Source organism: Streptomyces sp. NBC_00572, from assembly GCF_026341815.1.
GTDB lineage: Bacteria > Actinomycetota > Actinomycetes > Streptomycetales > Streptomycetaceae > Streptomyces.
This window is the reverse complement of sequence record NZ_JAPENX010000001.1, coordinates 7,092,787-7,118,586: the sequence shown is the minus strand read 5'-3', so window position 1 is coordinate 7,118,586 and position 25,800 is coordinate 7,092,787. Positions and strand designations below refer to the sequence as shown.

At 70.8% G+C, this 25,800-nt stretch carries 22 protein-coding genes and 2 pseudogenes; 10 read left to right on the top strand and 14 right to left on the bottom strand.

Annotated features, from left to right (window positions below; genetic code table 11):
* Positions 1-84 precede the first annotated feature (84 nt).
* A complete protein-coding gene (locus tag OG514_RS32055; protein ID WP_266900652.1) occupies positions 85-729 on the bottom strand; it encodes a GAP family protein in 645 nt (214 codons plus the stop codon).
* A 750-nt stretch (positions 730-1,479) separates the two neighbouring features.
* Between OG514_RS32055 and OG514_RS32050 the strand changes: the two genes are divergently transcribed.
* Positions 1,480-1,656, top strand: a complete 177-nt coding sequence (locus tag OG514_RS32050; RefSeq protein WP_266900651.1) for a hypothetical protein — start codon at positions 1,480-1,482, stop codon at positions 1,654-1,656.
* A 405-nt stretch (positions 1,657-2,061) separates the two neighbouring features.
* On the opposite strand, the gene OG514_RS32045 is transcribed toward OG514_RS32050, so the two are convergent.
* From OG514_RS32045 to OG514_RS32020, 6 genes and pseudogenes are all read right to left on the bottom strand, one after another.
* A complete protein-coding gene (locus OG514_RS32045; protein ID WP_266900650.1) occupies positions 2,062-2,850 on the bottom strand; it encodes an alpha/beta fold hydrolase in 789 nt (262 codons plus the stop codon).
* A gap of 784 nt (positions 2,851-3,634) precedes the next feature.
* Positions 3,635-3,907, bottom strand: coding sequence for a hypothetical protein (locus tag OG514_RS32040; protein ID WP_266900649.1), 273 nt, complete (start codon positions 3,905-3,907; stop codon positions 3,635-3,637).
* A 238-nt stretch (positions 3,908-4,145) separates the two neighbouring features.
* Positions 4,146-4,520, bottom strand: coding sequence for a toxin Doc (locus OG514_RS32035; protein ID WP_266900648.1), 375 nt, complete (start codon positions 4,518-4,520; stop codon positions 4,146-4,148).
* Positions 4,520-4,759, bottom strand: coding sequence for a hypothetical protein (locus OG514_RS32030; RefSeq protein ID WP_266900647.1), 240 nt, complete (start codon positions 4,757-4,759; stop codon positions 4,520-4,522). Before OG514_RS32030 ends, OG514_RS32035 begins: the two co-directional genes overlap by 1 nt.
* Positions 4,760-5,499: 740 nt before the next feature.
* On the bottom strand, positions 5,500-5,781 hold the full coding sequence (locus tag OG514_RS32025) for a hypothetical protein (protein WP_266900646.1): 282 nt from the start codon (positions 5,779-5,781) through the stop codon (positions 5,500-5,502).
* A gap of 731 nt (positions 5,782-6,512) precedes the next feature.
* Positions 6,513-7,032 (bottom strand): annotated as a pseudogene (locus OG514_RS32020) (hypothetical protein).
* Between the two features lie 157 nt (positions 7,033-7,189).
* Between OG514_RS32020 and OG514_RS32015 the strand changes: the two are divergent.
* Both OG514_RS32015 and OG514_RS32010 read left to right on the top strand, forming a co-directional pair.
* The gene (locus OG514_RS32015; RefSeq protein WP_266900645.1) at positions 7,190-7,555 is read left to right on the top strand and encodes a transposase; all 366 of its coding nucleotides are present in this window, start codon (positions 7,190-7,192) and stop codon (positions 7,553-7,555) included.
* Between the two features lie 82 nt (positions 7,556-7,637).
* Complete coding sequence (locus tag OG514_RS32010; RefSeq protein ID WP_266900644.1) at positions 7,638-8,204, top strand: DUF4291 domain-containing protein; 567 nt, start codon at positions 7,638-7,640, stop codon at positions 8,202-8,204.
* On the opposite strand, the gene OG514_RS32005 is transcribed toward OG514_RS32010, so the two are convergent.
* Together OG514_RS32005 and OG514_RS32000 are read right to left on the bottom strand one after the other, a co-directional pair.
* On the bottom strand, positions 8,160-8,525 hold the full coding sequence (locus OG514_RS32005; RefSeq protein ID WP_266900643.1) for a hypothetical protein: 366 nt from the start codon (positions 8,523-8,525) through the stop codon (positions 8,160-8,162). The two genes, OG514_RS32010 and OG514_RS32005, sit on opposite strands and share 45 nt — an antisense overlap.
* Before the next feature lie 578 nt (positions 8,526-9,103).
* On the bottom strand, positions 9,104-10,015 hold the full coding sequence (locus OG514_RS32000) for an SMP-30/gluconolactonase/LRE family protein (RefSeq protein ID WP_266900642.1): 912 nt from the start codon (positions 10,013-10,015) through the stop codon (positions 9,104-9,106).
* A gap of 569 nt (positions 10,016-10,584) precedes the next feature.
* Between OG514_RS32000 and OG514_RS31995 the strand changes: the two genes are divergently transcribed.
* A complete protein-coding gene (locus OG514_RS31995; protein ID WP_266900641.1) occupies positions 10,585-11,283 on the top strand; it encodes a YafY family protein in 699 nt (232 codons plus the stop codon).
* A gap of 50 nt (positions 11,284-11,333) precedes the next feature.
* The gene (locus OG514_RS31990; protein WP_266900640.1) at positions 11,334-12,083 is read left to right on the top strand and encodes a hypothetical protein; all 750 of its coding nucleotides are present in this window, start codon (positions 11,334-11,336) and stop codon (positions 12,081-12,083) included.
* 278 nt (positions 12,084-12,361) lie between these two features.
* On the opposite strand, the gene OG514_RS31985 is transcribed toward OG514_RS31990, so the two are convergent.
* From OG514_RS31985 to OG514_RS31975, 3 genes are all read right to left on the bottom strand, one after another.
* Complete coding sequence (locus tag OG514_RS31985; protein WP_266900639.1) at positions 12,362-14,017, bottom strand: carboxylesterase/lipase family protein; 1,656 nt, start codon at positions 14,015-14,017, stop codon at positions 12,362-12,364.
* A gap of 34 nt (positions 14,018-14,051) precedes the next feature.
* The gene (gene surE, locus OG514_RS31980; protein ID WP_266900638.1) at positions 14,052-14,972 is read right to left on the bottom strand and encodes a 5'/3'-nucleotidase SurE; all 921 of its coding nucleotides are present in this window, start codon (positions 14,970-14,972) and stop codon (positions 14,052-14,054) included.
* 389 nt (positions 14,973-15,361) lie between these two features.
* Positions 15,362-16,708 (bottom strand): MFS transporter, encoded by a 1,347-nt coding sequence (locus OG514_RS31975; RefSeq protein ID WP_323181648.1) that lies wholly within the window; start codon positions 16,706-16,708, stop codon positions 15,362-15,364.
* A gap of 768 nt (positions 16,709-17,476) precedes the next feature.
* Between OG514_RS31975 and OG514_RS31970 the strand changes: the two genes are divergently transcribed.
* From OG514_RS31970 to OG514_RS31960, 3 genes are all read left to right on the top strand, one after another.
* Positions 17,477-18,193: a phosphatase PAP2 family protein gene (locus tag OG514_RS31970; RefSeq protein WP_266900637.1), complete on the top strand. Its 717-nt coding sequence runs from the start codon at positions 17,477-17,479 to the stop codon at positions 18,191-18,193.
* Between the two features lie 105 nt (positions 18,194-18,298).
* A complete protein-coding gene (locus OG514_RS31965; protein WP_266900636.1) occupies positions 18,299-19,837 on the top strand; it encodes a carboxylesterase/lipase family protein in 1,539 nt (512 codons plus the stop codon).
* A gap of 176 nt (positions 19,838-20,013) precedes the next feature.
* Positions 20,014-21,021 (top strand): LacI family DNA-binding transcriptional regulator, encoded by a 1,008-nt coding sequence (locus OG514_RS31960; RefSeq protein WP_266900635.1) that lies wholly within the window; start codon positions 20,014-20,016, stop codon positions 21,019-21,021.
* Between the two features lie 209 nt (positions 21,022-21,230).
* Here the strand turns inward: OG514_RS31960 and OG514_RS31955 are convergent, their stop codons facing one another.
* On the bottom strand, positions 21,231-22,022 hold the full coding sequence (locus tag OG514_RS31955) for a phosphatase PAP2 family protein (RefSeq protein ID WP_266900634.1): 792 nt from the start codon (positions 22,020-22,022) through the stop codon (positions 21,231-21,233).
* Between the two features lie 286 nt (positions 22,023-22,308).
* A complete protein-coding gene (locus OG514_RS31950; RefSeq protein ID WP_266900633.1) occupies positions 22,309-23,262 on the bottom strand; it encodes an alpha/beta hydrolase in 954 nt (317 codons plus the stop codon).
* Positions 23,263-23,469: 207 nt separating this feature from the next.
* On the opposite strand from OG514_RS31950, the gene OG514_RS31945 reads away from it, so the two are divergent.
* Positions 23,470-24,051 carry an ATP-binding protein gene (locus OG514_RS31945; protein ID WP_266900632.1) on the top strand — a complete coding sequence of 194 codons (582 nt, stop codon included), beginning with the start codon at positions 23,470-23,472 and terminating at the stop codon, positions 24,049-24,051.
* A 112-nt stretch (positions 24,052-24,163) separates the two neighbouring features.
* Positions 24,164-25,792 (top strand): annotated as a pseudogene (locus OG514_RS31940) (AMP-binding protein); the annotation flags it as partial.
* Between the last annotated feature and the right edge of the window lie 8 nt (positions 25,793-25,800).

Here is a 25,800-nt window from a genome sequence, read left to right as displayed (position 1 = left end):
GAGGACCCTTGGCCTTCACACCGGTACGCACCCTCGCCCCTTCCCTCCGTTCGGCGTACCTCGTTGCCCCCGCGGCCGTGCGTGTCAGGAGACCAGGTCGTAGATGCTCCGGACCGTCACCCACAGACCGACGAGCAGGGAGAGGGTGACGATCAGCTGCTCCTGGTGGTGCTCCAGCCAGCTCCGCAGGGCGTTCAGCCGGGCGTTCGCGGCGGCGGGCGCCCAGACCGCGTACATCTCCATCACGACAAGGCTGAGCGTGGCCAGCAGGCAGTAGCCGCTCAGAGCGAGCCAGTCGTTGAGGGTGGAGAGGTCCGCGTCGACGGCGGTCGCGGCGCCGACGCCGACCAGGCCCCACGGCTGCAGCAGCCAGGCGAGGGCGGCTGCGGTGACCAGAGAGGCGTCGTCGATCCGGACGGCCCAGCGTGGTGGGCCGTGCGGAGGGCGCGGTCGGCGGTGCCGGTGCCCGCCGTACAGCACCATGGCCACGCCGATGACGAGTTTCGCAATGATCACGGCAGTCGAGGGCGCGCTGTCGTGCGCGGGGGGCTGACCACCGGTCAGCAGCACCACACAGGCGATCACCGCGACGAGATTGGCCAGCCACGACAACAGGAACGCCAGCCCCTTGCGAACACCGCGCCGCGAGGAGAGCAGGAGGATGAAGGCGCTGTTGTGCAAGGGCCCCAGGCTGATGGCCAAGCCGATCACAATCAGGTCGAGGACCATCGAATCAGCCGCTCCCGGACGTGAGGGTGGTGCCGGTGGACGGGCGGGCCGCCGGCAGAGTCGGGCGGCGCTGGTACGGAGCCGCATCCCGACTCTGCAGGTGGCGGAGGGGCCGGTCAAGCAGGCCACGCCCGCACGTCACCCGCGTTCCCCCGGGCCCCAGGCCCGCCATCGACGGCGACGGGTTCACTTCGGCAACCACGTTTCGAGGCCCCGTGCACGGACAAACGGTCTGTCGACGCGTGAGGGAGGGGAGGTTTCGGATGAAGTCGACCGACGTGGACAGAGGTGCGGTCAGGAGGAGCCCCAGGGTGTGGCGCGATCTGGTGCTGGCCGTGGGGCTCGTGGGGATATGCGTCGCCGGTCTGACGCTCTTCCTCAAAGCAGCCCAGCCGGCGGGAAGCCGTGGCTCGGGGGTCGTCGACGCCGTCCTCGTAGCGCTCGGCGCCCTGGGAGTGCTGTCCGTCGGACTGTCGACCGCCAAAAGGGACGTGCCGTCCTTCCGCCGGCGTGACGTCCGGCGGGACAACCAGGTCCCCGCCCCGGCCGCTCCCGACATCGGCGGCGAGGCCCTGGACCACACAGCCGTCGACGCCGACGGCTTCGAGCGGACCGTGGCCGCGCTCGTGTGCGGACTGCGGCAGCTGGGGGATCACGACGACGTGGTGCCGTGGGTTCGCGACCTGGTAGGACGTGCCCGAGCGGTATCCGTCTGGTCGGTGTCCGCGCTACCGACGCGATGGCCTGCCCGTGGACGAGCAAGCACTGTGCCGTGGGTGCCTGGCCTACGTCCGCGAGTACGACCCCGAAGCCGCCGCCGAGTCCTCTGCCCCGCTCGCCTTCGCCGGGCCGCTCGCCCATCAGCTCAAGCGCAGGCCCGGAGAAGTGGAATTCGTCGTGCACAAACGGTCCGGTCCGGACCTCTGATGCCCTCCTGCGCTCAGCTCGGACGGCCCCAGCCAGAGTCCGACGGAGTGGCTACCGGGCATCCCCGGGAGTTCTCCCTGTTCACTACTGAAGCGGGCTGGCGCCACCGTCGCGCCGACGGAGCTGGAGGTCGTCCGGCTTCTCGCGACGTTCCAGCACTCCCGCCGCCGCCAATCGCCCCAGCACCTCAAGCAGTGCGTTCCCCAAAGGGGTTGTCGGTCCAGAACACCTACTCGCCCCCGACCACCTACTTGACCTGTGTGAACGTCTCAGCCTCGCGGAACGTCCCCCGCGAGCGGCCCACCACGAGGGCAGCACCGTCCCAGTCAGCCAGGCCCTCGGAAAGATCCACGAGGCTGCCGTGCCGGCACACGTTCGAACCCGTGACCGTTTCCGGTGGCAGCTCTAGGCGTGCGCACGGCAGAAGGCGCGAACCGCTGCCGTGAAGGCCTCCGGCGCCTCCAGGTTGCTCATGTGGCCCACCGCTGGGATCGCCACCAGCTCGGCATGCGGGATGGCATCCTGGAAAGCGTAAGCGACGTCCAGCGGGGAGCGGGCGTCTTCCTCGCCCCACAGCAGCAGAGTCGGCACCGTGATCCTGGGCAGCAGGTCCGTCTCGTCGGCCTCGGCCATCAGGGAGAGCTGCGTGGCCATGGTCTCCGGCCGAACGTCCCGACTCATGGCGTCCAGCATCAGCGTGAAGCGCTCCGGCGGGCCGGCGGCGTAGAGCCCGGGCAGCGTCGGGTCGAACTCCTCCCGTGGCGCCGCGAGCATCCGCTGCGCCCCCTCGACTCGCGCCGCGACCTCCCCGGGCGGCAGTGAGCCCTTCCAGCCGGCGTACGTGTCCACCATCAGCAGGGATCGCACCAGGTCCGGCCGCCACCGGTACATCTCCAGGACCACCGTCCCGCCCCAGGACAGCCCTGCGACCTGCGCAGGTCCGAGCCCCACGTCTTCGATCACGCCAGCGAGGGCACGCGCGAAATCCTCCAGCCCGAAGCCCGTCGGCAGCACACCGGACCGCCCGGACCCCGGCTCGTCCCAGGCCACCACCGTGAACTCGTCCGCCAGCGCTTCGACTTGCGGCTGCCACATCCGCCCGTCGAGCCCGGCCCCGTGAGCAAGGACCACGACCGGCCCCCGCCCCTTCCGCGTATACGCGACATCGACGCCACCGACCCGCACCACTGCCATACCACCAGGCTAAAGGGTGTCTTGCGGATCGGGAGACTCCGCCGTGATGCCCGAGGCGGGCCCGCCTGGCAGCACGCGACACAAGCACCCCGCGTACTCCATGCCCATCGCTCGGCAGTGCGGCGCGGGTGCGCGGGGCGCGGGGCGCGGTCTGGCCTTGGTGCTCGCGGTCGGGACGAGCCTGGTGGCGGGCGTCGCCAGCTGCCAGTGACGCTGTCGGCCTACCAACGGGTCCATGAGGCGAGCAGGACCCCCAGCCGGGTGATCCGGGCCATCGTTATGCCCTCGAGAACTCTTTGCCCGGTCGGCTGCTGAGCGAGGACGGTCGACCGCCCAGCCAAGCGACTGCCCCGAGTATCGGAGCCACCCGACACCGTCCGGAGAACGGCCCGACATCACCCGCTCAAGTCAGAAGCGAGATGCCACCAACACGCTCTTCCTGGGGAGCCCGACCGCATCCCCACGCCAGCTGTGAAACAGCCGCCTCCAAAGGCGGTCCGCCGCTCTTCGCATCGGAGGCAAGCGCAGCGCCTTCCTGCTGATTCGAGCCCACCGCACTGCGCTCGCACCATGCCATTTGCCGGTGCACGAGATACCCTACGCCGCCCTCCACATCGTCGACATCCAGGTTAATGCCGCATTTTCCCCTGCACCGGGACCTTCGAAATCCAACCGGATGCCTGATTCTTCGCCAGGGACAACGTCCCCCTCCGCAACGTGCACATCCGATGACACAACCGAGGGTCAGGAGGCAGAATTCCCCGCCCTCGATCCAGTGGAGCACTCAGTCTGCGACCGCACTCTCCTGCGCCAGCGCCATCCGCGAGATCTGTACGCGCACCCTCTTGTTCACGGGCGGTTCCTCCCGTGTGTATCCGGCGAGAACCAGCAGGAGTAGCTCCTTGCCATCATCCTTCCGCACGAGAGGCACTTCTGCCGTCAGCAGTCCCCCACCGCCGGCCACATGGTCGACGCCGATGGCGTCAATCTCGGCCCACGGGAGGGAGGCGTACTTGAAAAAGCCCCGGTACTGAATCCCAGTGACGTCGACGGACACCAACGGAAGGGGGCATTGAGGGAAACCCATCCGCCAATGACAAGAAACGGGATGTTGACGGATTTATTCTCCCAGAAGCCCCCTCCAGCAAAACCCGCGAGCCCCATGAGCAGAAACATCAAGCCGATGGAGAACGCCGCCCAATTCCAGCGACTCCGCAGGGAAGCGACCTCTTCCTTTTCACGAACTCGAGCCTCCGAGGACATCGGCCGTGTTGATGGTGTCGGCACAAACAGCGTCAGATGCGCCAGGTCCGAATGCGGTCGGCGGCCTGGTACACGGTGGCCTTGCCGGACTGGACGTCGCGGACGAGATCGACCATGGCGCCGTAAGGAGGGTCGATGCCCTCCCCTGAGGCGTGCATGTATGCGGCGGTGACCTGGCAGGCGTACAGGCTGTTGCGGTACGGCAGCGGCTGCAGGCGGATCAGTGTGTGCAGGAGCGCTGCGGCGCGCCAGGCCGGGTCGGGGTCGGCGGTGGTGGGGCGCGGGATGCGGGTCTTGTGGCGGGCGACGGCGGCGACGAGGGCGGAGTAGTCGGCGACGCTGACGTCCTCGGGGACAGCCTGTTCCTGGACGTCCAGGAGCCAGGGGACGTCGATGTGGAGGATCATCAGGCGGCGTCCGCCCCGCGTTCCCGGGTGGCGGGCGGGATCTCGTCGGGGAAGGCGTCGTCGAACTCGGCCCGGTGGATCTCACCCCAGGAGACGGCGTATCGGACGAACTGGCGGCGCTGGCGCTCGCGCAGCGGCAGGTCGTGCACGTACTGCTTGAGGGACTTGCCTTCGGCGGCCGCGGCGGCGCGGACTTCCTCCAGCTCCTCCTCTGTGAAGGTGACGTTCAAAGACGGCATACCCCGCATGGTACCTAGTAGGTACCTAGGGTGGCCAGGGGTTGAAAGGGCGTCGGTTTCGGCGGTCGCGCGCCGACTGGCCGCGATATCGGCAGGGCCGCCAAGCATCTGTCCGCAGAGGTCCCGGCTCGCCGGGCCCGGGCGCCGCGGTGCGCGCCCGGGCCAGCTGGACGGCGTTCATCTCGTCCAGCAGATCCCGAGCCTCTTTCGTCAACCCCACTCCACGCCGGATGCCTGACCGGCCGAGCAGCGCGTCCGCTGCGGCGACCTCCTGCGGGCGTTCAAGCCCGGCCCTGGTAGACCTGGCGGACGTCCCCCGCAGCCCGACCCCCCGTACGCCCGTATCCCCCGAGCCCCCACGGCGTCGCGAGAACGTCCGTCGACCTCGGGCAGCACGCTGGCCGCGCACCGGCGGGCGGCCAGGGCGCTTGAGCCGCGACAAGAACGGCCTCGCGCAGGTGGAGATGATTGCTCATACGGCCAAGGAAACGGCTGACCAGGCTGCCCGTGGGCAGCGGTGTGCCTGAACAGGGTCGACTTCGCGACTCTTCGCCGGGGTCGGCGCGATCGGCTGCAGGCCGAGCGGCGCACCGCGCCACACCGGCCGGGGTTGCACGGGTCCGGAAGGGGTCTCGGCGGTGCTCTCCGCCGAGGTCTGGTCAGACGCCACATGCACGATTGCGGGTGTTCGATTGCGTGTGCGCGACTGCGCCAGCAGCACCGAAGTGCGGGGCAGTTGCCTACTTTGGTGTCCCCTCGTTCTGAGTCGGCAGTGAGTTCTCCGCAGTCGCCGGCAACTGGATCGGCTCAGGCTGGTCGTCGTACCAGGCGTACGACCACTCGGTACGCACTCGCATCTCGTTCGCCCAAGGGAACACCTGCCCCGCGAGGGACTGGATGGCGCTCTTGAACGCCTCCGCTGCGGTCTTCACACGCTGGAAGTGGACGTTCTTGCGCAGGCCGACAGGCACCCGCAATTCGATCGTGATGCGCAGGACTCGAGGAGACTCTTGCTCCGCCACCGGTACCCCCCTAGATCAGCAACTGACCTCATGGTGCCGGAAGTCTCAGCGCCGAGACGTAAGAACGGCGGGGAAGACCAGCCCACATGCCGAAGACGGCGACGGGGATCCGTGTGCACCCGGAGCCCCGAATGATCTACGCCGCTAGCGGTTCGTGATCCACCACGCAATGAGGGCGATCAGAATGCTCCCGGTGGCCGTGCCGGCCCCGTAGGCGACCCCCGTGGCGTAGCGCCTGGACAGCGCCTTGCCGGCCCGCGACAGACCGGCCGAATCGGCCCTGTCCAGGGCGTCCCTGGGCTGTGGTGATGCTTGCCCGGTCGTCCCCCGGCGTCGACTGGATGTGATCCACTGCGCCCTCCGATCCCTGTGCGGAGAGCAGACTTTGCCCTCCATTTGTCTGCAGGCTGGAGGGCGCCCCCTGGGCCGCCGCCGCAGTGCGTTTGCCGGCCTGACGGTTGCTCTCTCGCCGGGTCTGAAGGGGGATCACACCGCCACGACGAGCGGGCTCCACGAGCTGGCTCTACGGGGCGACGGGGCGTAGAGAGGCATTGGGCTGGGAGCTGTTCTCTGTGCCTGGCGATGCAGGCTCGCGCAAGGTCAGGGGGCGCGGACCGCCGGAGCGATCCACAGCACCCCTCCGGTCCACTCCTACGCTGCCGCCCGAGAGGCGCATGCCGCGCCGCAGAGGAACGGCGGGCCACCTCTCACCGGCTGGCGGTCTGTGTGTCTCACGCGGGTGATTGCCGACCGGGCAGCGAGTGCGCGAGGAGGTATTCGGTCGCTCCGGCGATGGCCTCGGCGTACGTGCGGTGGACGGGCTCGGACTCCGTGTCCTCGTGGTCCGCGGCGGTGGCGGTGTACCACCAGGCGTCACTGTCGGCATCGTGGTGAACCATCGCGGTGCCACCGGCGTAGTGGAGCGGGATGGACTCGCTGGTGGACTTCCTGACGACGGCGTGGGGCCACTTGAGACGAGTGGACTGACGCTTGACGCCACCCCAGGCAGCACCCAGTTGGGCGTAGTTGGCTCCGCTGCGGCCGGCGACGGTGGCGGCGCTCTCCGCCAGCCGCTCGACGGACTGCTTGGCCTCGTACAGAGCGCACAGGAGTGCCAGCTGCACATCAGGAGCTGCCATGAGTAGCGGGGTCGAGGGTCTTGCCGGCGGCACGGTAGGCCGATGCGCGGGTCGAGATCCGTTCGGCCAGGGCACGGACAGCTTCATAGACGCTCTCGTCCATGCTGAACATGTCGCCCTGAGCGGGTTCGCTCGCGGTGATGCGCCCCCCGCGGTGCGCGCACCGGGGGCGGCAGGCGAGGGTCACTCGGTCAGAGAGTCGGGAGGAGATCCGGACGACCTGGGACGTGTATCGAAAGTGGATCTCGAGCGCGAGATGATCTTGATTCATGGCACGTGGAGATCTCACGGACCCGCAAAGTTCCGCGTCTTGGGCCGGGCAGGCCGCGCACCAGACCATCCCGGTGCGGGCCGACAAGGCGTCCACCTCCCGCGGCAACCGCGTCCACCTGCGGCGCCGCGGGATCCGCTGCACCATCCCGGACAAGGCCGACCAGGCCGGCAACCGCAAGAAACGCGGCTCGCGCGGCGGCCGTCCGCCGAAGGTCGACCCGCAGGATTACAAGGCTCGTCACGCGCTCGACTGCGGCATCAACCACCTCAAGAGACACCGGGCCGTGGCCACGCGCTACGACAAGCTCGCGGTTACCTGCGAGGCGACCGTCCTCGTCGCGGCCATCAACGAGTGGCTTTGAGCAGCACATTCGAACCGACCCCGGGGGCGGTGAGCCGAAATCGGCTCGCCGCGGCGGCGGACCGGATGGCAGGGTGCGGCGCATGACGCCCCAGTATCAGATTCGTGCCGACTACGACGCTCGCACGATCGTGGTCTACCAGGCGTACTCGCCTGCCATCGCTGACGCGGCACTGCGGGCGGGCCGCTTCGTTGCGCCGTTCTCGTTCCACCGGATGACGTGGATCAAGCCGTCGTTCATGTGGCTGATGCACCGCAGCAACTGGGCCCGCAAGCCCGGCCAGGAACGTGTGCTCGCGGTGCGGATCACTCGGGAGGGCTGGGAGGAGGCGCTGTCCCGGGCCGTGCTGACGACCGCCGACCCGGTGGCGGTGACCCAGGCAGCCGTACACGTCCAGTGGGACCCGGAGCGCTCGCCGCGCGGAGCGGCACTGAATCACTACAGCATCCAGGTCGGCATCGGTCGCCACCTGATCCGCACGTTCACCGACGACTGGATCGTCAGTCTCACCGACCTCACTCCCCAGGTCCGCAAAGCCTCGACACTGATACAGACCGGGCACGCCACCAAGGCTCATCGGCTGTTTCCTGTCGAGCGCACCTACTCAATGCCGCGGACGCTGGAAGACGTCGTTTCCCCAGGTAGATGACGGGGAACTGGTGAGGGGTCGCCCACGGCCACCGTATGACGAGCACTTCGATACACGCCCTAGCGGCGCTCGTACTCGCGGATCGCGGATCTTGGCCCGCAACGCGGTGTTCAGCTGGTCGATCTTCTGGCGGTAGTCGGCGCGGAGGCGTTTCCCGAGCGCCTTCCCCAGCTCCGAGCGGACGTCTTCGACCGGCTTCATGCAGGCGGAGTACGCGCGGGCCAGGGCGCGTTCCCCGGTGGTGTCGCCGGCCTGCATGCGCCGGTCGGCGAGGGAGAAGAAGGTGTTCTCGTACGGTGCTTCGACCTTGCGGTCGGCCATGCACGGGCCGACGCTCCTGGATGCTGCGTCCCGCGCCCTCGGCGGGGCGGTCGCCTTTGGGCTCGGACGCTCCCGGGACGATGACGCCGTCGGATCCGTTGCGGTCGATGAGTCGATGAACGGCAGGCCGGGGGTTTCGGGGAAACGGGCGAAAGCCCGTGGTTCGTGTGGTGGGGCGGATGCCCGGTGTCCGGCCAGACGCACGCGGAGGGCATTGTCATCTACCCACCGACCGAAGGCGTCGAGGCCCTGCGTGGGGCGGGTCCTCTTCCGACGTCTCGGGCGGCGGGGGGACCTGGTCTGTCGGGCGCGCCGGTCTCACGGGCGCGCCGGCACGACCACGGCCGTGAACATCGCTGCGAGCCACGAGTTCGGCTCCCACCCGCTCGACGGCGGCACCGCCGCCTCGTACCCCTCCGAGGCTCGCGCAAGCGGTCTTCATGGACTCACGCTCCCGCCCGGCACCAGCGGCACGAGGCTCGCCGGTCGTTCCGCCTCGACGGCCGGCGGGCACAGCGTCCGCGCTGCCTCGCCGAGCCCGCTCCCGCGCTCGGCCCAACGACGCGGATCGTGGTGTTTCAGGGACGCGTGCCCATCGGCGGGAAGGCGAGGCCCGTCGGCGTGTTCAGGCCGGTGGCCGGGAGAGTGGTCTGGCCACCGCCTGTCTCGTGGACGCGGACCACCCGGTTGTTGAAGCCGTCGGCGATGTACAGGCCGCCGCAGCCGTCGAGTGCGAGACCGAGCGGGCCGCTGAGACCACTGGTGGGGACGGTGGTCTGGCCGCCGCCCTCCGCGATCTTCACCACGCGGTTGTTGCCACTGTCGGAGATGTAGAGGTCCCCCTTGGCGCTGAGGGCCAGTCCGGTCGGCTGGGAGAGGCCGACCGTGGGGACAGTGGACTGGCCGCTCCCGTCACCGGCCACCTTGACGACGCGGTCGTTGACGAAGTCGGAGACGTACAGGTTCCCGGCGGCGTCGAGCGCCAGCCCCCAGGGGTGCAGCAGCCCTGTGGTCGGTACGGTCGTCTGGGTACCGTCGGCCAGGGACACGTTCACGACCCGGTCGTTGAAGCTGTCGGCGACGTAGAGGTTCCCTGCCCGGTCCAGGGCGAGCCCCAGGGGGCGCGACAGGCCGTCGGTGGGGACGGAGGACTGGCCGCTCCCGTGCGCTGCCATCACGACCACGCGGTTGTTGCCGGTGTCCGACACGTAGAGCCGGCCCGCCGTGTCCCCGGCCATCCCCGTCGGCCGTACGAGACCCTCGAAGGGCACGGGCATCTGATCACCGCCCCTCGCGGGCAGGGCGACAACCCGGTTGTTGCCGTAGTCGGACACGTACAGGGGCGCATGCGCGGAGGGCCGACCGTCCTGCGGCGGGGCCGCGCCCGCCGTCGTCGTGGGCAGCGCGCACAGCGCCACGAGACCCACCGCAGCGGCAAGCCGGCGGGCCCATCGGCGCGAGGCACGCCCCTTCGGAAGCGCGAACGTCATCGTTGCGGACCCGGCCGTCGTACCTACCATGACTCCCCATCAGATCCGAGCGGCCGGCCCCTTGCCGTACCTCCCCCGACCATAGGAATCGGCACCGATCAATACAGGAACCACGCCGCCCACCCGACCCCAGGCCACCCCAACGTCCCAGCCACCACCCTCAAAGAGCCGGGGCGGCCGAGGAGCCGTGAGAAGAGGCGCGGTGGAGCCCGAGGGGGCGCTGTCGTCGGCGGCGGCGACGACAGGAAGGGGGGACGGGAGAGGTCTTCGGGGTCGTACCGCCCTCTGTCAGGGCGAAAGGCCCGACCTTGGCGCTGTGTTCGAGGCGACCGCTCCGGCGCAGTCCGGTCTCGTCGCGGAGCTCGGGCCAGGTGTTGCTGCGGCTTTCACGGGCCACCCACTTCAAAGCGCCGCGGCCGCCGGGCGAGCTGCTCCAGCCTCTTACACGCTCGCGAGTACGGCCGATCCCTGGACACTCCACGAACCACCGGCTGAGCACCCGATCGGCTCTTCCGGTGGCTGCGTACTCGGAGCCGCGATCATTGCCGGACAGCCCTTAGGCTGGGGCGATGAACCGCACCGATCGCCTGTATGCGCTGGTCGAGGAGCTTCGAGCGGTGGCGCCCCGGCCACGCAGTGCTCCGTGGCTGGCACGGCGGTTCGAGGTCAGCGTGCGCACCGTGGAGCGGGATCTCGAGGCGTTGAGGCAGTCGGGCCTGCCGATCCGTAGTGACGCCGGTCGGGCTGGTGGATACAGCCTTGACCGGGACCGTACGCTGCCGCCCGTGACGCTCAGCGCCGCCGAGGCCCTCGCCGTCAGCGTCGCGCTACGCACGGCGGCATCCACGCCGTTCGCTGCAGCCGCGCACCGCGCCGCTCAGAAGGTGCTGGCAGTGCTCCCCGCCGACGTGCGACAGCGGGAGGCAGCGCTCGCACGGCTGGTGTACCGGGTCGGCGATCACGCCCCTGTCGGGAGCGGCAAGTTGAGCGAGGTGATCGTCGGGGCAGTGGTCTCCGGGCATGTCCTGCACCTCACTTATACGGACCGGGCCGGGGCGGCGACAACGCGCGATGTCGAGCCGTTGGGGCTCCTGTGGGGACCGGAAGGCTGGTATCTGGCGGCGTGGTGCCGGCTGCGGTCAGCTGTCCGAGGCTTCCAGCTCGACCGGATCACCTCGTTGGAACTGTCGGACGAACAAGTGGCGTCCCGCGAGCCGCAGTGGAGGGCCGAGCTGAAGCGCTTGGATGCCGAGCCGTTCGCTCTGTGATCTGAAACACCGACAGGACGGTGTCGCGAGGGGCCGCGATGCTTTTCGCCATGGACAACGAAAAGCGCATGATCACGTGGTGCCGCATGTGGAACGAGGACCCCTCGCTGGCGTACGACCTGATGTCCGACGATTGCGTGCAGTGGTCGAATCACGTGGACAGCCTGGACACGGTGGTCGGCCCGGACGAGCAGGAACGGTTCGTCACCGGGTACCGCGCGCGGCATGTGAACATCTTCAGCCCGCGGGTACTCGTCGATGCCGGTGATCGGTTCGCCTACCTGTGGGATGTGAGAAAGGCCGACGGTCAAGTACTGACCGGCATCGACGTCAACATTCTCAAGGACGACCGCATACGGGAGAACTGGACCTTCGTGGCGGAGCGGCTTTGTGAGCAATCCGATCCAGAACCTCAGGCGGCCGGTCGGACCGACCTTGCGACGATCGAGGACTTGTGCCACCGCTGGGTTCAGCTGCGCAACGGCCGCGCCGAGCTGGCCACGGACGTGGTCACGGGCGACTTCGACCTGTTCTCGGGCGCCGGGCCGGGTGGCGACGCGCACGGCCCCTCCGAATTGGCCGACTTGATCGAGCGACAGGCCGGGACCAACGACCCTCCCATCATCACGACCCACCGGCAGCCCGTCGTCGACCCCACGCGGGGGTACGTAGCGCTTCTCTGGACGGCCGAAACCAGGGCTGCCGGTGCCTCTGTCGGCGGCGTCGACCTCCTGACGGTGTGCTCCGACCGGTTCGCGCGCGCCTGGTCCCTGACGGGCACTCGTCCCTTCCGGTACTGAAGCACGCGCCCACCCCGGCTGGTTGACGCAATGACGGTGGTCGCGCCCGTGTGACCTCGTCGCCCTGGCGACGTGGATGCCGACCCCAAGCCGGTGATCCGTCGCGAAATTGGTACGGCCGAGGAAGCGCCGACCGCGACACCGGCGCCCCGCGAAAGCCGACGCCGGAAGAACCGTCCGCCCGGCAGCCCTGGTCTCACTCCGGGCCGCCGGGCGTCAGGGCATCGTGGCCTGTGTGGCCTGTGTGGCCCGATTGGCCGATTGGCCTGCCGCGACCCCTACAGTGGCTGTCCAATGGGGCCGGTCTGCCAGAAGGCGCACTGGTGGTCCGACGCGAACGTCGAACTCGGCTGCGTGGCCGCTGGGTTGAGCGTGAGCACCGTGGCCGCCCCGATGTCGTTCCCGGTTCCGGTCGCGGGCCAGGGAGTTTGGCCCGGTACGGTCGGCGTGCCGAAGCGGGCGAACGCGCCCCAGTAGCGCTTCATCCGCGTCGCGAGCGCCGTCTGGACCGGGGTCAGGGGACGGTCACCCGCCGTGAAGTCGTGCAGGTACGCCAGCTCGGCGCTGTGAGCGTTCGCCATGTCGAGACCGGGAACCTGCGCGCCGGCCAGCGTCGGGGAGTCGGGGTCGTCGAACTCGTAGACGAACGTCGGCACCTGCGAGGCGAAGAGCCGCGCCGTCCACGCCGTGTGGCAGGCGAACGAGGAGTCGGTCATGACCGCCGACAGCGCCAGGTACGGCGAGCCGTACGCCGAGACCGGGTAGCGGGCCAGCACCTCCGGGCTCGCCGTACCGTACGTCGCCAGGATCTGCGCCGTGTACTCCGCCTCCGTCAGCCGTGGCTGGGACAGTGCCACGAACAGCCGTGACTCGGAGCGGGTGCTCCCGATGAGCACGGGCACCCTGTTCCAGTTCCCACTTCCGATCGCTGCTGCCGGGTCCATGGGAAGAAGCCCGTCGCCCGAGGCCGGTCCCGAAGTCGGCAGCGTGCGCGCCGCCTCGACCAGCGCGTCGGCCGGGGTGGCGCGCAGGCACGCGACAACCCGGGCCTGATCGGTGCAGCCGGCCGCTTCGGCGAACTCCCGGGCCTGGGAGGCGGCCCGGGGGCTGTCGGGTGTACGAATGAGAGTGCATGGCCCGCTCTGTAGCACGGCACGGTGGAACAGCCCGGCCACCGAGGGCGCCGCGAGCAGCCCGCACACCGAGCCGCTGCCCGCCGACTGGCCGGAGACGGTCACATTGCCGGGGTTTCCGCCGAACGCCGCGATGTTCTGCCGCGTCCAGCGCAGCGCCTCGACCTGGTCCAGCAGGCCGAGGGAGCCGGAGCGCCGCGCGTTCTCCCGTACGAGTTCGGGCAGCGCCAGGTAACCCAGCTGTCCCAGCCGGTAGTTGATGCTGACCACGACACTGTTCGTGAGGTCGGCCATCGTCCGGCCGCCGAACTGGGTGCCGGTGCCCTGGCTGTACGCACCCCCGTGGATCCAGAGGATCACCGGCAGCCGGGCTCCCGCCCTGGCTCCCTTGGGCCGGTACACGTCCAGGTAGAGGCAGTCCTCGCTGACGGCCGAGGGGTCGGCGAGGCCGAACGGCGAGAACTGCACGCAAGCGGGCGCCTGGCGGTCCGCCTCCCGCACACTGCTCCAGCGGCGCGGCTCACGGGGCGCCCGCAGCCGGGCCTCCCCGACCGGGGGTGCGGCGTACGGGACGCCGAGGAACTCCTGTGCCCTGTCGTGAGTCTGTCCGCGCAGCTTGCCCTGCGCCACGGTGACCACAGGGCGCGAGCCCGCGACAGACGTGGGGGCCGCGGTGGTGGGGGCCGCCGTGGTGGCGGGGGTCGCAGTGGCGGGGGCCGCCGATGTGAACAGTGCCAGCAGCGCAAGGGCCGTACCGAGCAGGGGTCTTGCCGAACTGGGCCGCGTTCCGGGCCGCTTCATCCATCCTCCTGAATGGGCTGGTGTGGTGCGGCGGTCAGGGACGCAGACCTGCGATCAGGGCTGAGGTGGTGGCGTGGTCGGCGGGGCCGGTGTTCCAGTTTGCGTTGATCGGACTGACGGCGATCCGTCCGGCGCTGACGGCCTCCACGTCACCGCCCTTCACCGGCGAACGCAGGTCCACCGTCACGTCGACCTTCCAGGTGCCGTCGCCGGAGTCGGTGAAGTCCGGTTCGAGGATCGTCTGCGCATCCTGGAAGGTGGTGGACACCCCGGCGGCGGTGCCCTTGCCGTCGGCGCCGACGATGGGGTGGTTCACGTTCAGGCCGACGCCCTTGGGCAGCAGCGGCCCCGACTTCGCCCGTACACGGAGCCGGTCGATGAGCTTGACGGCGAAGTCGAGCGTCGGGTCCATCGCGTTGACGGTGGTGACCGGGTCGGGCACGGAGAGGCCGCCCGTGCTCAGGGCGATGGCGGGTACGCCCGACTCCACCGCGGCCACGGCGCCGCCGACCGTACCGGAGTGGGTGGCGAGCCCGGCGACGTTCGGCCCGAAGTTGGTGCCGGACACCACCAGATCGGGGGCGTCGCCCTCGAACACCTCGGAGAGGCCGAAGGCCACCGAGTCACCGGGTGATCCGTCGACGGCCCATACCTTCGACTCAGGGTGCTTCACCGTGATCACGGGGGCGTTCGACATCTTCGTGCCCGCACCGCTCTGGTTGGTGAGCGGGGCGACGATGGTGACGTCGTGGCCCGCGGCGGTGAGCCGCTCGAACGCCTTGCGGATGCCGGGCGCGTTGTAGCCGTCGTCGTTGGTGAGCAGGATCCGCAGCGGTGCCGCGGGCCGCGCGGGCGCCGGGGCGGCCTGGGGCGAGGCGACGGCGGGTGCGGTAGCGGTGAGGGCCGCCGTGCAGAGGATCAGCATGGCCGGCGGCAGAACTCGCTTGCGACTCACAGGAGGCTCCTTGGGAGTGGGAGTGGGAGGGCAGGGCAGGGTGCCGGTGGCGGCGGGGCGAGGGTGGTGGAACTGGTAGGGCTGGTGGGCTGGTGGGCTGGTGGGCTGGTGGGCTGGTGGGCTGGTGGGCTGGTGGGCTGGTGGGCTGGTGGGCTGGTGGGCTGGTGGGGCGAGGGTGATGGGGCTGAACCGGCGGGCACGTGACCCTCGGCATGCGCCCGCCGGAGCCAGGGCGGCCGGTCCGCGTCGGCGCGGGCAGCGGTCGGCACAGGCAGCAGCCGATACGGGCTGCTGCCACACGGGGCTATGGCCGACGCGGGCAGCAGTCGTTTGCGGGCAGCGGCCGCCGCGGACCGACCGGAACCAGCGCACTCCTTGGACCGGTCGGTTCAGCGCACTCCGCGGATCGGGAGGATGGCGAGCGCGCCGATCAGCGACAGGGCTCCGCCGGCCAGGAAGAGCGGGGTGTACCCGCCGAGGCCGGTGACGATGGCGGAGGCGACGAACGGGGCGATGATCTGCGGCCCGGCGTTCGCGACGTTGAGGACGCCCATGTCGCGGGCCGCGTCCTCCGCCCGGGGCAGGACCAGGGTGACGAGCGCCGTGTCGACGGCCATGAAGCAGCCGAAGGCGAGGCCGTTGAGGGCGCTGAAGACGAGCATGCCGGTCCAGGTCGGGCTGACGACGGGCACCACCATGACCAGTCCGGCCAGCGCGGCCGACACGCCGACGAACACCTTGCGGCGGTTCCATCGGTCGGACAGCAGCCCGCCGACGACGGTGGACAGCGCCACGGCGACCATCGACACCGGCGTGAGGATCGCCATCGCCTCGGGCGGGTTCAACCCGGCGGGCAGCGCGATGTGATCGCCCAGGATGTACAGCTGGTAGCCGACGACGGAGAAGTAGCCCAGGACCATCAGGGCGCGTCCGATGAAGGCCCAGCGGAAGTCGTGGTTGGCCAACGAGGAAAGGAAAGCCGCGAGTTGGGAACCCTTCGGGGCCTTCGCCACGGCCTCGGTGCGGGGAGTGTCGCGGCAGAAGACGGAGAGGAGCAGTGCGGCGACGGCGACGATCGCGCCGAAGACCAGGTAGCCGGTGCGGATCTGGGTCGCGGTCTGCGAGGCGATGAGGACGCCGGCTGTTCCACCGATCGGCATGCCGAGGCCCACCAGCGCCGACGCCGTGCCGCGACGGGCGGCGGGGACGCGGTCGGGCACGATGGCGGTGACCGCCGCCTGGTACGTGTTCATCGTCGCCTGGACCAGGCACCAGCCGATACCGACGAGCAGCGCGGTGGAGACGCTGCCGAGGAAGGCCAGGGTGATCAGCGCGCCGATCGCGCCGCCGAGGATCCAGGGGTTGCGGCGGCCGCTGCGGTCGGAGAGGGCGCCCGCGATCGGGTTGAACGCCGTCGCGAAGATGGCACTGACGCCTCCGATCAGGCCCAGGACGGCGACCTTGTCGTCGGGTGCGATCGCGGCGACCTGGGTGGGCAGGAGGACGGAGCCGACTCCCATGTAGACCGCCATCATCGCGGAGTTGGCGACCAGCAGCAGAGGCATGAGCCCGCGCTGGCGCGGAGCTTCCGGTTCCGAGGTGGTGGCGGCGGTACCTGCGCCGGCGGCAGCCATGCCTGCGCCAGTGGCAGCGGTGCCTGTGCCGGCGGCGACAGTACCGGTGCCGTCGGCGGCGGCGGGCGGATCGATCGGATCGGTGAGCTCGTTCGTGGCCATGACGACTCCTGGGAGGACGGAGCGGGGAGATGGAGGTGTCGCGGAACCGGGTCGGATGGGGTGCGGGCGGGTGATGCACCGGTTCCGGGTACGCGGGTGGCGGTGGGGCCGGGTGAGGGAGACGCCACGTGAGCGGTCGCGCGGGGGCGGCGGTGTCAGCGGAAGCCGCCTCCGACGGCTACGGCCGACACGGTGTTGTTACACGTGTCACCTGCAGCGCTAGGACACTGTGTAGCACCCATTTCCGTACTCGGCTAGAGCCTTTGTGGGGGCCTTGCTCAGATCGTGACCGAGGGGAGATGCGCACGTCGAGCACGTGTAACCACTCGATGGTCCACGCTGACCAGGGCAATCGCGACGAGAATCCCTCTTGCCCTTGTGGCGGTGGTCACGGATCCGCCATACTCCGTGCCCACCGCGAGGACCTCCCGGCTCAGGCGCTGTTCCGATGCCGATGCCCATGCCGACCACGTACGAACGTGCGGCGTACGACCCTCCAGCCGTACGCCCCTCCGGTCGCGCAGCCCGGTGAGCGCGGCGGCAGCCTCCTCCCCCGCTGCCGCCCCTCCCCCGTCCCGCTCACCGGATTTCGCGCACCCCTCCAGACGCACCCCTTCAGACACATCGCTCAGACGCATCCCTCAGGCGCATCTCTCAGGCGCCGCATTCGCCAGGCGCATCCCTCAGGCGCACCCCTCTCCACACATTCCCGTGACCGCCTTCCCGCGTGCCCCCACCGCTCGAGGTGAAGGCCGTGAAAGGCCTGCCATGTCGCGTCCTTCCGACGCCCTCCTCCTCCGCTCCCCGCGCACCCTCCCCGCCCACCACGTCCCGTCGGCACCGCCGCGTCACGCGCTCGCCGCCGGAATCGCACTCCTCGCCATGTCGCTGCTGATCGGGCTCCTTGTCCGGGTCGACGACCGCTCGTTCCTCCAGGGGCTCGACGATCGCTGGGCTGCTTCCATGGACGGCACGCGCGCCGACGCCGCCACCGGATTCGCCACCGCCCTGGACCGACTCGGCGGCCCGATCGGCGTGATTCCGCCGCTCGTCCTGGGCGGCTGCCTCTGCGTCTACGGGCGCTGGCGTTCCGCGCTGTACGCGTTCACGGCCGCCGTCCTCTCCAGCGTCGTCGTGGTGCTGCCCCTGAAGCATCTGGCCGACCGCCCGCGCCCGCCCCACCCCTGGGTCCTCGTCAACGACGGCTCGTTCCCCTCCGGCCAGGTTTTCAGCGCGGTGACGCTGATGCTCACGGCCGCGATCGTGCTGATCCCGCCGCGGGCGCGACGCTGGTGGTGGCCGTTCGGTGCCACGTACGTCGTCGCCGTGGCGTGGAGCCGCACCTGGCTGCACACCCAGTGGATCAGCGACACCCTCGCCGGCGGGCTGGCCGGGGCCGGAACATGCCTCGTGCTGTGGCGGGTCTTCGCCCCCCTCCTGAAAACGGAAGCGGAGCGGACGGCGAGCAACAGCCTCTGGCTGTGAGAGGCCACATCCGTCATATGTTGAACAATTGACGGTCGCCAAATTTTCTCCATACTCTCGAAAGGTCGGCGCGTACTCGGCGCGCGGCCCAGGAAGGATTGACTCATGGCTCTCACTCCAGGCCCGGATCACACCTTGGTCGCCCTCCCCGCAGGGCGCCTGCGCGGCGCGGTCGAAGGCGGGGTCGCCGTCTTCCGCGCCGTGCCCTACGCCGCTCCCCCGGTCGGTGACCTGCGCTGGCGCCCGTCCCAGCCGCACCCGGGATGGACCGGGACCCGGGACGCGACCGCCGACGGCCCCAGCGCCCCGCAGCCGTACGTGGAGGGTGGGGACCCGGTCCTCGGCGGCCATGGATCGCCACCCTTCGACGAGGACTGCCTCACCCTCAACATCTGGACCCCGGCAGCCGACGAGGCCCGCCGCCCGGTCCTCGTGTGGATCCATGGAGGCGGCTTCGTCTCGGGTTCGGGATCGCTGCCGAACTACTCCGGCGAGACCTTCGCCCGGGACGGCGACCTCGTGATGGTGAGCGTCAACTACCGGATCGGGCCGCTGGGTTATCTGTACACCGGACCCGAGGAGGGCAACTCCGAAGGCGCCGGCAATCCCTGGCTCAGCGACCAGTTGGCCGCCCTCCTTTGGATCGCGGCGCACATCGCCTCCTTCGGCGGCGACCCGGAGAACATCACCGTCGCCGGCCAGTCGGGCGGCGCCCTGTCCACGGCTTCTCTCGCCGGGCTCCCCGAGGCCCAGGGAGTGATCAAGCGCGTGATCCTGCAGAGCCCGCCCTTCGGCCTCGATCTCCCCGGCCCGGACGCGTACGCGGACCGCACCTCCGCCTTTCTGGAACTGGCCGGCGTCAAGACGGTCGCGGAGCTGCGCGAACTGCCCTGGCCCGCACTGATGGGCGCGACCGGCGGGCTCTTCGCCCGCACGGCACGCTGGGGCCACTGGCCGACGCCCTTTCTGCCCGTCGTCGACGGCATCACCCTGACACGCCATCCGGTGGAGGCCCTGCTGCACGGAGCCGCGACCGGTATCGACGTGATGATCGGCTGGACCCGCGAGGAGGCCAACTTCGGCTTCGCCCTCGACCCCGGGTACGCCGCCGCCGACCGGGAGCAGGTGACCGCGCGGATCGCCGAGACCTTCGGGGCCGACGCCGCGCCCGGGGTGTACGCGGCGTACGAGCGGGCCCGGCCCGGCGCCCGCCCCGTCCACGTCCTGATGGACCTGATCACGGACGAGCTCTTCCGCGTACCCGCCGTACGACTCGCCGAGGCCAGGGCCGCGTCGGGGCGGCCCGTCTGGGCCTACCAGTTCGATCTCCCCACGCCCGCGCACGGCGGCCGCCTCGGCGCCGCCCACTGCCTCGAACTCCCCTTCGTCTTCGCCAACTTCGACCAATGGGCGCACGCGCCGTTCGTGACCGGACTCGCCCCCGCGGTCCGCGACGGCCTGGCGCAGACCATGCACAGGGCGTGGATCGCCTTCGCCCGCACGGGCGACCCCAACCACGCGGACATGCCGGCGTGGGACCCGTACGACAGGGAGTGGCGCACCACGATGCGCTTCGACTCGGCGGTGACCGCAGTCGGGGACCTGGCCGGTGACTCGCGCCGCCTGCACGGAGCGGGCGTGTAAGACCGGCAGTCGTGCCAGGTGGGCCGCGCGGACGTGGCACGTGGCCCATCGCACTCATGGTCACCACACTCGTCTTGCACGGCCCACCACGCCTCGTGATCTAACTCGTGTAACCTCGATGGGGAAGGCTGGCACAACCGCAGACACGAACCTCGCAAGGAGCGTCACGGGACGTCATGGCAGAAGAATCCCTCGTCCCCGTCTCGATCACGAGCGCCGACGTGGCGCGCCTCGCCGGCGTGTCACGTGCCACCGTCTCCTTCGTGCTGAACGACACCCCGGGCCACCGCGTCAGCGAGAGCACGCGCGCCCGCGTCCTCGACGCGGCCGACCGGCTCGGTTACGTCCCGCACGCCGCCGCCCGGTCCCTGCGCGCGGGACGCAGCAACCTCGTCCTGATGCCCGCGTCGATCTCCGCGATCGGCCGGCTCGTCAGCGACTGGGTCGACGACCTGCACAGCGAACTCGACCGTCACGGCTACACGGCCGTCCTCCACGCGGGTCGTTTCAGCGACCCCGTCGACGCCGCCCGGGCCTGGGCCGAGCTGCGCCCCGCAGCGGTCGTCGCCCTCGACGGCGACCGACTCACGCGGCAGGCCGCCGAGTTGCTGCGTCGTGCAGGGGTGCGCGGAGTGCTCGCCTTCGCGTCCCACCCGGTGCCCGGCGTCCACACGATCGGCTTCGACCACGCCCACATCGGCGCCACGGCCGCCGAGCACCTGATCGCCCGCGGCCGGACCCGGATCGGCGTCGTCATGCCCCAGGAGCGCGGCCTCGGCGCGCTCGCCCGGCCGCGCCTCGCGGGAGCGGAATCGGTGGCCGCCCGGCACATGGCCACCGTCGCCCCGCTGGAGCTCGCCTACACGCGGGAGTCGGCCACCGCGCTCGCCCGGCGCTGGGCGAGCCTGGACCTCGACTCCGTCTTCGCCTACAACGACGAGTACGCCGCGCTGCTCCTGCACGCCCTCCAGGCCGAGGGGATCGCCGTACCGGACGAGGTGGCGATCGTCGGCTCCGACGACCTCGTCCTCTCCGGGCTCCAGCAGCCCGCGCTCACCACGGTCCGCCTGGACCTGGCCTCGCCGGCGCAGATCGCGGACGCCCTGCACGAGCTGATCGAGACCGGTTCGACCGCGCCCCTCCCCGCCATAGAGGCCGTTCTCGTCCACCGCCAGACGTCCTGAGCTTCCGCGTCCCGCACGCGGCACGAACCCCCGACGGCGCCCGGGCCCGCACAGGGCCAGGGCGCCGTCGACGTGCGCGCGGTCGAGCCGCGCGCAGGTGTGCCCAGGTGGGCACACCGTCGAACCGCGCACGGTCGGTCGAACCGCGCATAACCGAACCGCGCGTAACCGAAGGACGCTGACCCGAAGCGCGCTTGAGAAAGCTGCGGCTAGGGAATTGCGAGGCCGGCGTCCGGTGGCGCCGCGGCCGCCCCCCGGCGGTCGCGAGCGGCTTCCCGGGCGAGTGCCGGAGCGCAGAGCCACCACGCCAGCAGGCCCGCGCCCGCACCGGCGGCCGCCCCGGCAGCCGTGTCGGTGAGCCAGTGCGCGTGAAGCCACGTACGGCTCCACATCATGGCCAGCGTGAACACCACTCCCCCGAGCCACCATGCCCGCCGCCGCGCGGCCGGGATCAGCAGCACCCCGGCGAGTACGACGAGCAGCGCCGCCCCGGCCGCGTGGCCGGACGGGAACGAGCCGTGGTCGACCCGGACCAGCGGGTTCGCCGGTCGTGGCCGATCGACCAGGTGCTTGAGGCCCTGGACCACGAGCAGGTTGCCGGCGAGATAGACGCCGAGCAGGAAGCCGACGGAGACCCAGCGCCCCCGGACGAGCAGGAAGAACAGCAGGGCGAGTGGTACGACGACACCCAGCGGGCCGCCGAACCAGTTCAGGACCGCGGCGAGAACGGCGTACGGGCCGTCGTGCGGGCCGCCCATCCAGGCCAGCCACTGGTCGTCCAGGTCCTGGAACGGCGGGTTCGCCGGGTCGGCCCGGACGACGAAGGCGGGCAGCGTGGCGACGGTGAGCAGCAGGAGCCCCGCCGCGAGGACACCGGGCCGACGCGCCGACCCCGCCTCTGGCGGCCTGTCCGTGCGGGAAAGCCTGTCCGTGCCGGACGGCGTCTCGGTGAGAGGCGGTCTCTCGGGGGGCGGCGAAGGGATGACCGGAGGGGTGGACATGAGCGCCTCTCGCGGACCGCGGGGATGGCCGCGGCCCTTGGGGTGGTCGGTGTATCCGCAGGGCCTGCGGGGCGGGCCCCCTTCGACGGGCCGGACTTCCGACGGCAGCGGAAAGGGGAGGGGACGGTGCAGGAGGGAAGGCAAGGGAGGGGAGAGAAGCGATGGGAGGGGAGGGGAAGAACAGGTAGGAGGGGGCGGATGCCGGCGCACCGGCTCGGGAACCGTCCGGCCCCCGAGCCCGACCCCCCGGCCTCGGAGAGCCCAACCACCCAACGGCCCAACCGCCTCAGACCTTCGCGTCCAAGTGGCGGGCCAGGAACGCGACGCTTTCGGCGACGATCCCCGCGATGTCCGCGGAGCCGAGGAAGATGTGGTCGGCGCCCTCGACGGGCCGCAGGGTCACATCGCCGCCCGCCCCCGCGAGGGCCTCGGCGAGCACCTCGCTCTGGCTGTACGGGACCAGGCCGTCCCGCGTGCCGTGGATCAGCAGGAACGGCGGCGGGGTCGAACCCGCCGCGTACGTCACCGGGCTCGCGGCCCGGGCCAGCTCCGGGCGCTCCGCCTCGGTCCCGCCGAGCAAGGCGTCGTACGGGTCCGGGAAGTTTCCGCCGGGGGGCATGCCCGGCAGGGGGTGGCCTGCCAGGGCGGCGAGGTCGGAGACCCCGTACCAGTCGACGACGGCCCGGACACCCGTGTCCCCGGCGCCCACCCCGTGGGCGCCCTCCAGCGCCTGGGCGTCGGCGCTGTCCGGGCCGACGAGCCCGGCGAGGGCGGCCAGGTGGCCGCCCGCCGACTCGCCCCAGACGGCGATCCGGTCCGGGTCGATGCCGAGGTCGGCGGCGAACCGGCGGACGTAGCGGATCGCGGCCTTCACGTCGTGGAGCTGGGCCGGGAAGGGGGCTTCGAGGCTGTGCCGGTAGTCGATGGAGACGAGCGCGAGCCCGGCCTCCAGGACCGATCCGTGCAGCAGAGCGACCGGCACGGTCGGCGGCGGGTAGCGGCGGTCGCCGTCCAGCCATCCTCCGCCGTGGATCCAGACGACCGCAGGGAACGGCCCTTCGCCTGCCGGGACTTGGACATCGAGGAGCCGCGGGCGGTAGCCGGGCGTGGTGGCGTACGTGACCCCGTGGAAGCGGTGCACCCCGTGCTCGTCCGTCACGGGCGGCACCGGGGGCTGGTAGGGCGGGGGCGGCCAGGTCATGTCGGCCAGGTCGAGCTCGGCCGGGTGGGAGTGCGTCATTGCGGCCCTTCTGCCGACCCCGGGGTTCGGCGCCTTTTGTCCGAAATGCTTGCGCCTGACGCCCGGGGAAACGTAACGTGTTACACGTGTTATCAAAACTCTAGCGACGCGTTTCCGCCAACAGCAAGCCCAACGGCTGTCCGATGCTCACGTTAGTTACACGAGTTACTCTGCGGTCGCGTTGCGCACCCCCTCTGGGAGCACGTCATGCTCACCGCCACCGCTCATCCCGCACCCAGCGCTCCGGACATCGACCACGTCCCGGGCCCCAGCGTCGACCACCGCCCGGCCCCCGGCCACGCCCCGGCCCACAGCGCCGACCACTCCCCGGGAGCCGCCCCGAGTCACGCTTCGGACCGCACCCAGGCCGCCGCCCCCACCCGGGCCTTCGTTCGCTGGGTGCCCGAACCCACCACCGCGACCGTTCCCCTGGTCCGCTCGCGCGTCCACACCCTGCTCGCCGGGTGGCGGATCGCCGCTGACGTCGCTGACACCCTCCTGCTGGCCGTCAGCGAGCTCGTCGGCAATGTCGTCCGGCACGCCGCTGCCGCCACCGGCCGGATGCGCGTCGCCGTCTCCCGGGGCGAGGGGTGGCTGTGCCTGCGGGTCACGGACGGCGCAGCCGACCTGCCCCGCGTGCCCGAGCGCGCCGCCGAGGTCGACGCGGACGCCGAGGGCGGGCGAGGCCTGCTCCTGATCCAGCTGATGGCCGCCGAGGCGGGCGGCGAACTCGCCGTCCTCATCCACGAGTCGGGCAAGTGCGTACGGGTGCGACTCCCCCTCCCCTGAGCAGCTCGGGCGACACTGCGGGGACTCGGAAATATCGCGCAATGTTGACGGCCGCCAAATTATCGAGATACTTGCCCCATCTCCCGCTGCTCCCTGATTGAGGTGCCGCCCCATGGAGCTCTCCCCTTCGGCGCACGCCGATTCCTTCTGCCGCGACCGGCTGCCCGACTTCTCCCTCTGGCCCGAACTCCACTTCGACCTACCGGAGTTGGACTATCCCGACCGGCTCAACTGCGCCCGCCGCCTGCTCGACGACGCGGTCGAACGCTGGGGCCGCGACCGGCCCTGTCTGCTGACCCCGACCGAACGCTGGACCTACGGCGAGCTCCAGCGGCGCGCCGATCAGGTCGCCCAGGTGCTCACCGAAAACCACGGACTCCGGCCCGGCAATCGTGTCCTGCTGCGAGGCCCCAACAACCCCTGGCTCGTCGCCGCGTGGTTCGGCGTGCTCAAGGCCGGCGGCGTGGCCGTCACGACGATGCCGCTGCTGCGCTCCGCCGAACTCGCCGAACTGTGCGAGATCAGCCGTCCGACGGTCGCCCTGTGCGACCACCGCTACCTCGCGGAACTCGATTCCGCGGACCCGCCGGGCCCACCGGGAAGCGCCGCCCCGCCGGCTCTGCCCGTCATCCCCTACGGGGGCCCCGACGCGGGTGATCTGACCGCCCTCTGTGCCACGAAGGAAGGCCGGTTCACCGCCGTCGAGACGGCAGCCGAAGACGTGGCGCTGATCGCCTTCACCTCGGGTACGACGGGACGCCCCAAGGCGACCCTCCACTTCCACCGGGACGTCCTCGCCAACGCCGACACGTTCTCGCGTCACGTCCTCAAGCCCGGTCCCGACGACGTCTTCACCGGCACCCCGCCGCTCGCTTTCACGTTCGGTCTCGGCGGGCTCGTGGTCTTCCCGCTGCACGTGGGCGCCTCGACCCTGTTGATCGAGCAGGCCGCCCCCGAGGAGCTGGCCGAGCTGGTCGCCGCACACGGTGTGACCGTCCTGTTCACCGCCCCCACCGCCTACCGGGCGATCATGGCCGCCGGTGCGACCGGGAAGCTGTCCGGTCTCCGTCGCTGCGTGTCGGCCGGAGAACCCCTGCCCGCCACCGTCTGGGAGGACTTCCACGCCGCCACGGGCCTGCGCATCATCGACGGCATCGGTGCCACCGAGATGCTGCACGTGTTCATCTCCGCCGCCGACGAGGACATCCGCCCCGGCTCCACGGGCCGGCCCGTCCCCGGATACCGCGCCGCCGTGGTCGACGAGCAGGGCGATCCGGTACCGGACGGGCAGCCGGGACTGCTCGCCGTGACGGGCCCGACGGGCTGCCGCTATCTCGCCGACCCGCGGCAGACCACGTACGTCAGGAACGGCTGGAACGTCACCGGCGACACCTACATACGGGACGCCGACGGATACTTCTGGTACGTGGCCCGCAGCGACGACATGATCGTCTCCTCCGGGTACAACATCGCGGGCCCGGAAGTCGAGAAGGCCCTCGCCGCCCATCCCTACGTCGAGGACTGCGGGGTCGTCGGCGCCCCCGACGTGCGGCGCGGCATGATCGTCAAGGCGTACGTCGTCCTGCGCGACGGCACCCCGGCGGCCGAGGCCACGGCCCGGGAGCTCCAGGCCCACGTCAAGCAGGCCATCGCGCCGTACAAGTACCCCAGGGCCGTCGCGTTCGTCGGGGATCTCCCCCGAACGGCCACCGGCAAGCTCCAGCGCGGCGAGCTGCGCCAACGCGCGCG

Excerpts from the sequence above, each read along its gene's own strand:
- OG514_RS32035 (WP_266900648.1), bottom strand. The coding sequence starts at position 4,520 with ATGATCCTCCACATCGACGTCCCCTGGCTCCTGGACGTCCAGGAACAG.
- OG514_RS31975 (WP_323181648.1), bottom strand. The coding sequence starts at position 16,708 with ATGGCCACGAACGAGCTCACCGATCCGATCGATCCGCCCGCCGCCGCC.
- OG514_RS32000 (WP_266900642.1), bottom strand. The coding sequence starts at position 10,015 with ATGACGTTCGCGCTTCCGAAGGGGCGTGCCTCGCGCCGATGGGCCCGC.
- OG514_RS31985 (WP_266900639.1), bottom strand. The coding sequence starts at position 14,017 with ATGAAGCGGCCCGGAACGCGGCCCAGTTCGGCAAGACCCCTGCTCGGT.
- OG514_RS31955 (WP_266900634.1), bottom strand. The coding sequence starts at position 22,022 with ATGTCCACCCCTCCGGTCATCCCTTCGCCGCCCCCCGAGAGACCGCCT.
- OG514_RS31945 (WP_266900632.1), top strand. The coding sequence starts at position 23,470 with ATGCTCACCGCCACCGCTCATCCCGCACCCAGCGCTCCGGACATCGAC.
- OG514_RS31995 (WP_266900641.1), top strand. The coding sequence starts at position 10,585 with ATGAACCGCACCGATCGCCTGTATGCGCTGGTCGAGGAGCTTCGAGCG.
- OG514_RS32010 (WP_266900644.1), top strand. The coding sequence starts at position 7,638 with ATGACGCCCCAGTATCAGATTCGTGCCGACTACGACGCTCGCACGATC.
- OG514_RS31965 (WP_266900636.1), top strand. The coding sequence starts at position 18,299 with ATGGCTCTCACTCCAGGCCCGGATCACACCTTGGTCGCCCTCCCCGCA.
- OG514_RS31990 (WP_266900640.1), top strand. The coding sequence starts at position 11,334 with ATGGACAACGAAAAGCGCATGATCACGTGGTGCCGCATGTGGAACGAG.
- OG514_RS31970 (WP_266900637.1), top strand. The coding sequence starts at position 17,477 with ATGTCGCGTCCTTCCGACGCCCTCCTCCTCCGCTCCCCGCGCACCCTC.
- OG514_RS32030 (WP_266900647.1), bottom strand. The coding sequence starts at position 4,759 with ATGCCGTCTTTGAACGTCACCTTCACAGAGGAGGAGCTGGAGGAAGTC.
- OG514_RS32015 (WP_266900645.1), top strand. The coding sequence starts at position 7,190 with ATGGCACGTGGAGATCTCACGGACCCGCAAAGTTCCGCGTCTTGGGCC.
- OG514_RS32055 (WP_266900652.1), bottom strand. The coding sequence starts at position 729 with ATGGTCCTCGACCTGATTGTGATCGGCTTGGCCATCAGCCTGGGGCCC.
- OG514_RS31950 (WP_266900633.1), bottom strand. The coding sequence starts at position 23,262 with ATGACGCACTCCCACCCGGCCGAGCTCGACCTGGCCGACATGACCTGG.
- OG514_RS31960 (WP_266900635.1), top strand. The coding sequence starts at position 20,014 with ATGGCAGAAGAATCCCTCGTCCCCGTCTCGATCACGAGCGCCGACGTG.
- OG514_RS32005 (WP_266900643.1), bottom strand. The coding sequence starts at position 8,525 with ATGGCCGACCGCAAGGTCGAAGCACCGTACGAGAACACCTTCTTCTCC.
- OG514_RS32045 (WP_266900650.1), bottom strand. The coding sequence starts at position 2,850 with ATGGCAGTGGTGCGGGTCGGTGGCGTCGATGTCGCGTATACGCGGAAG.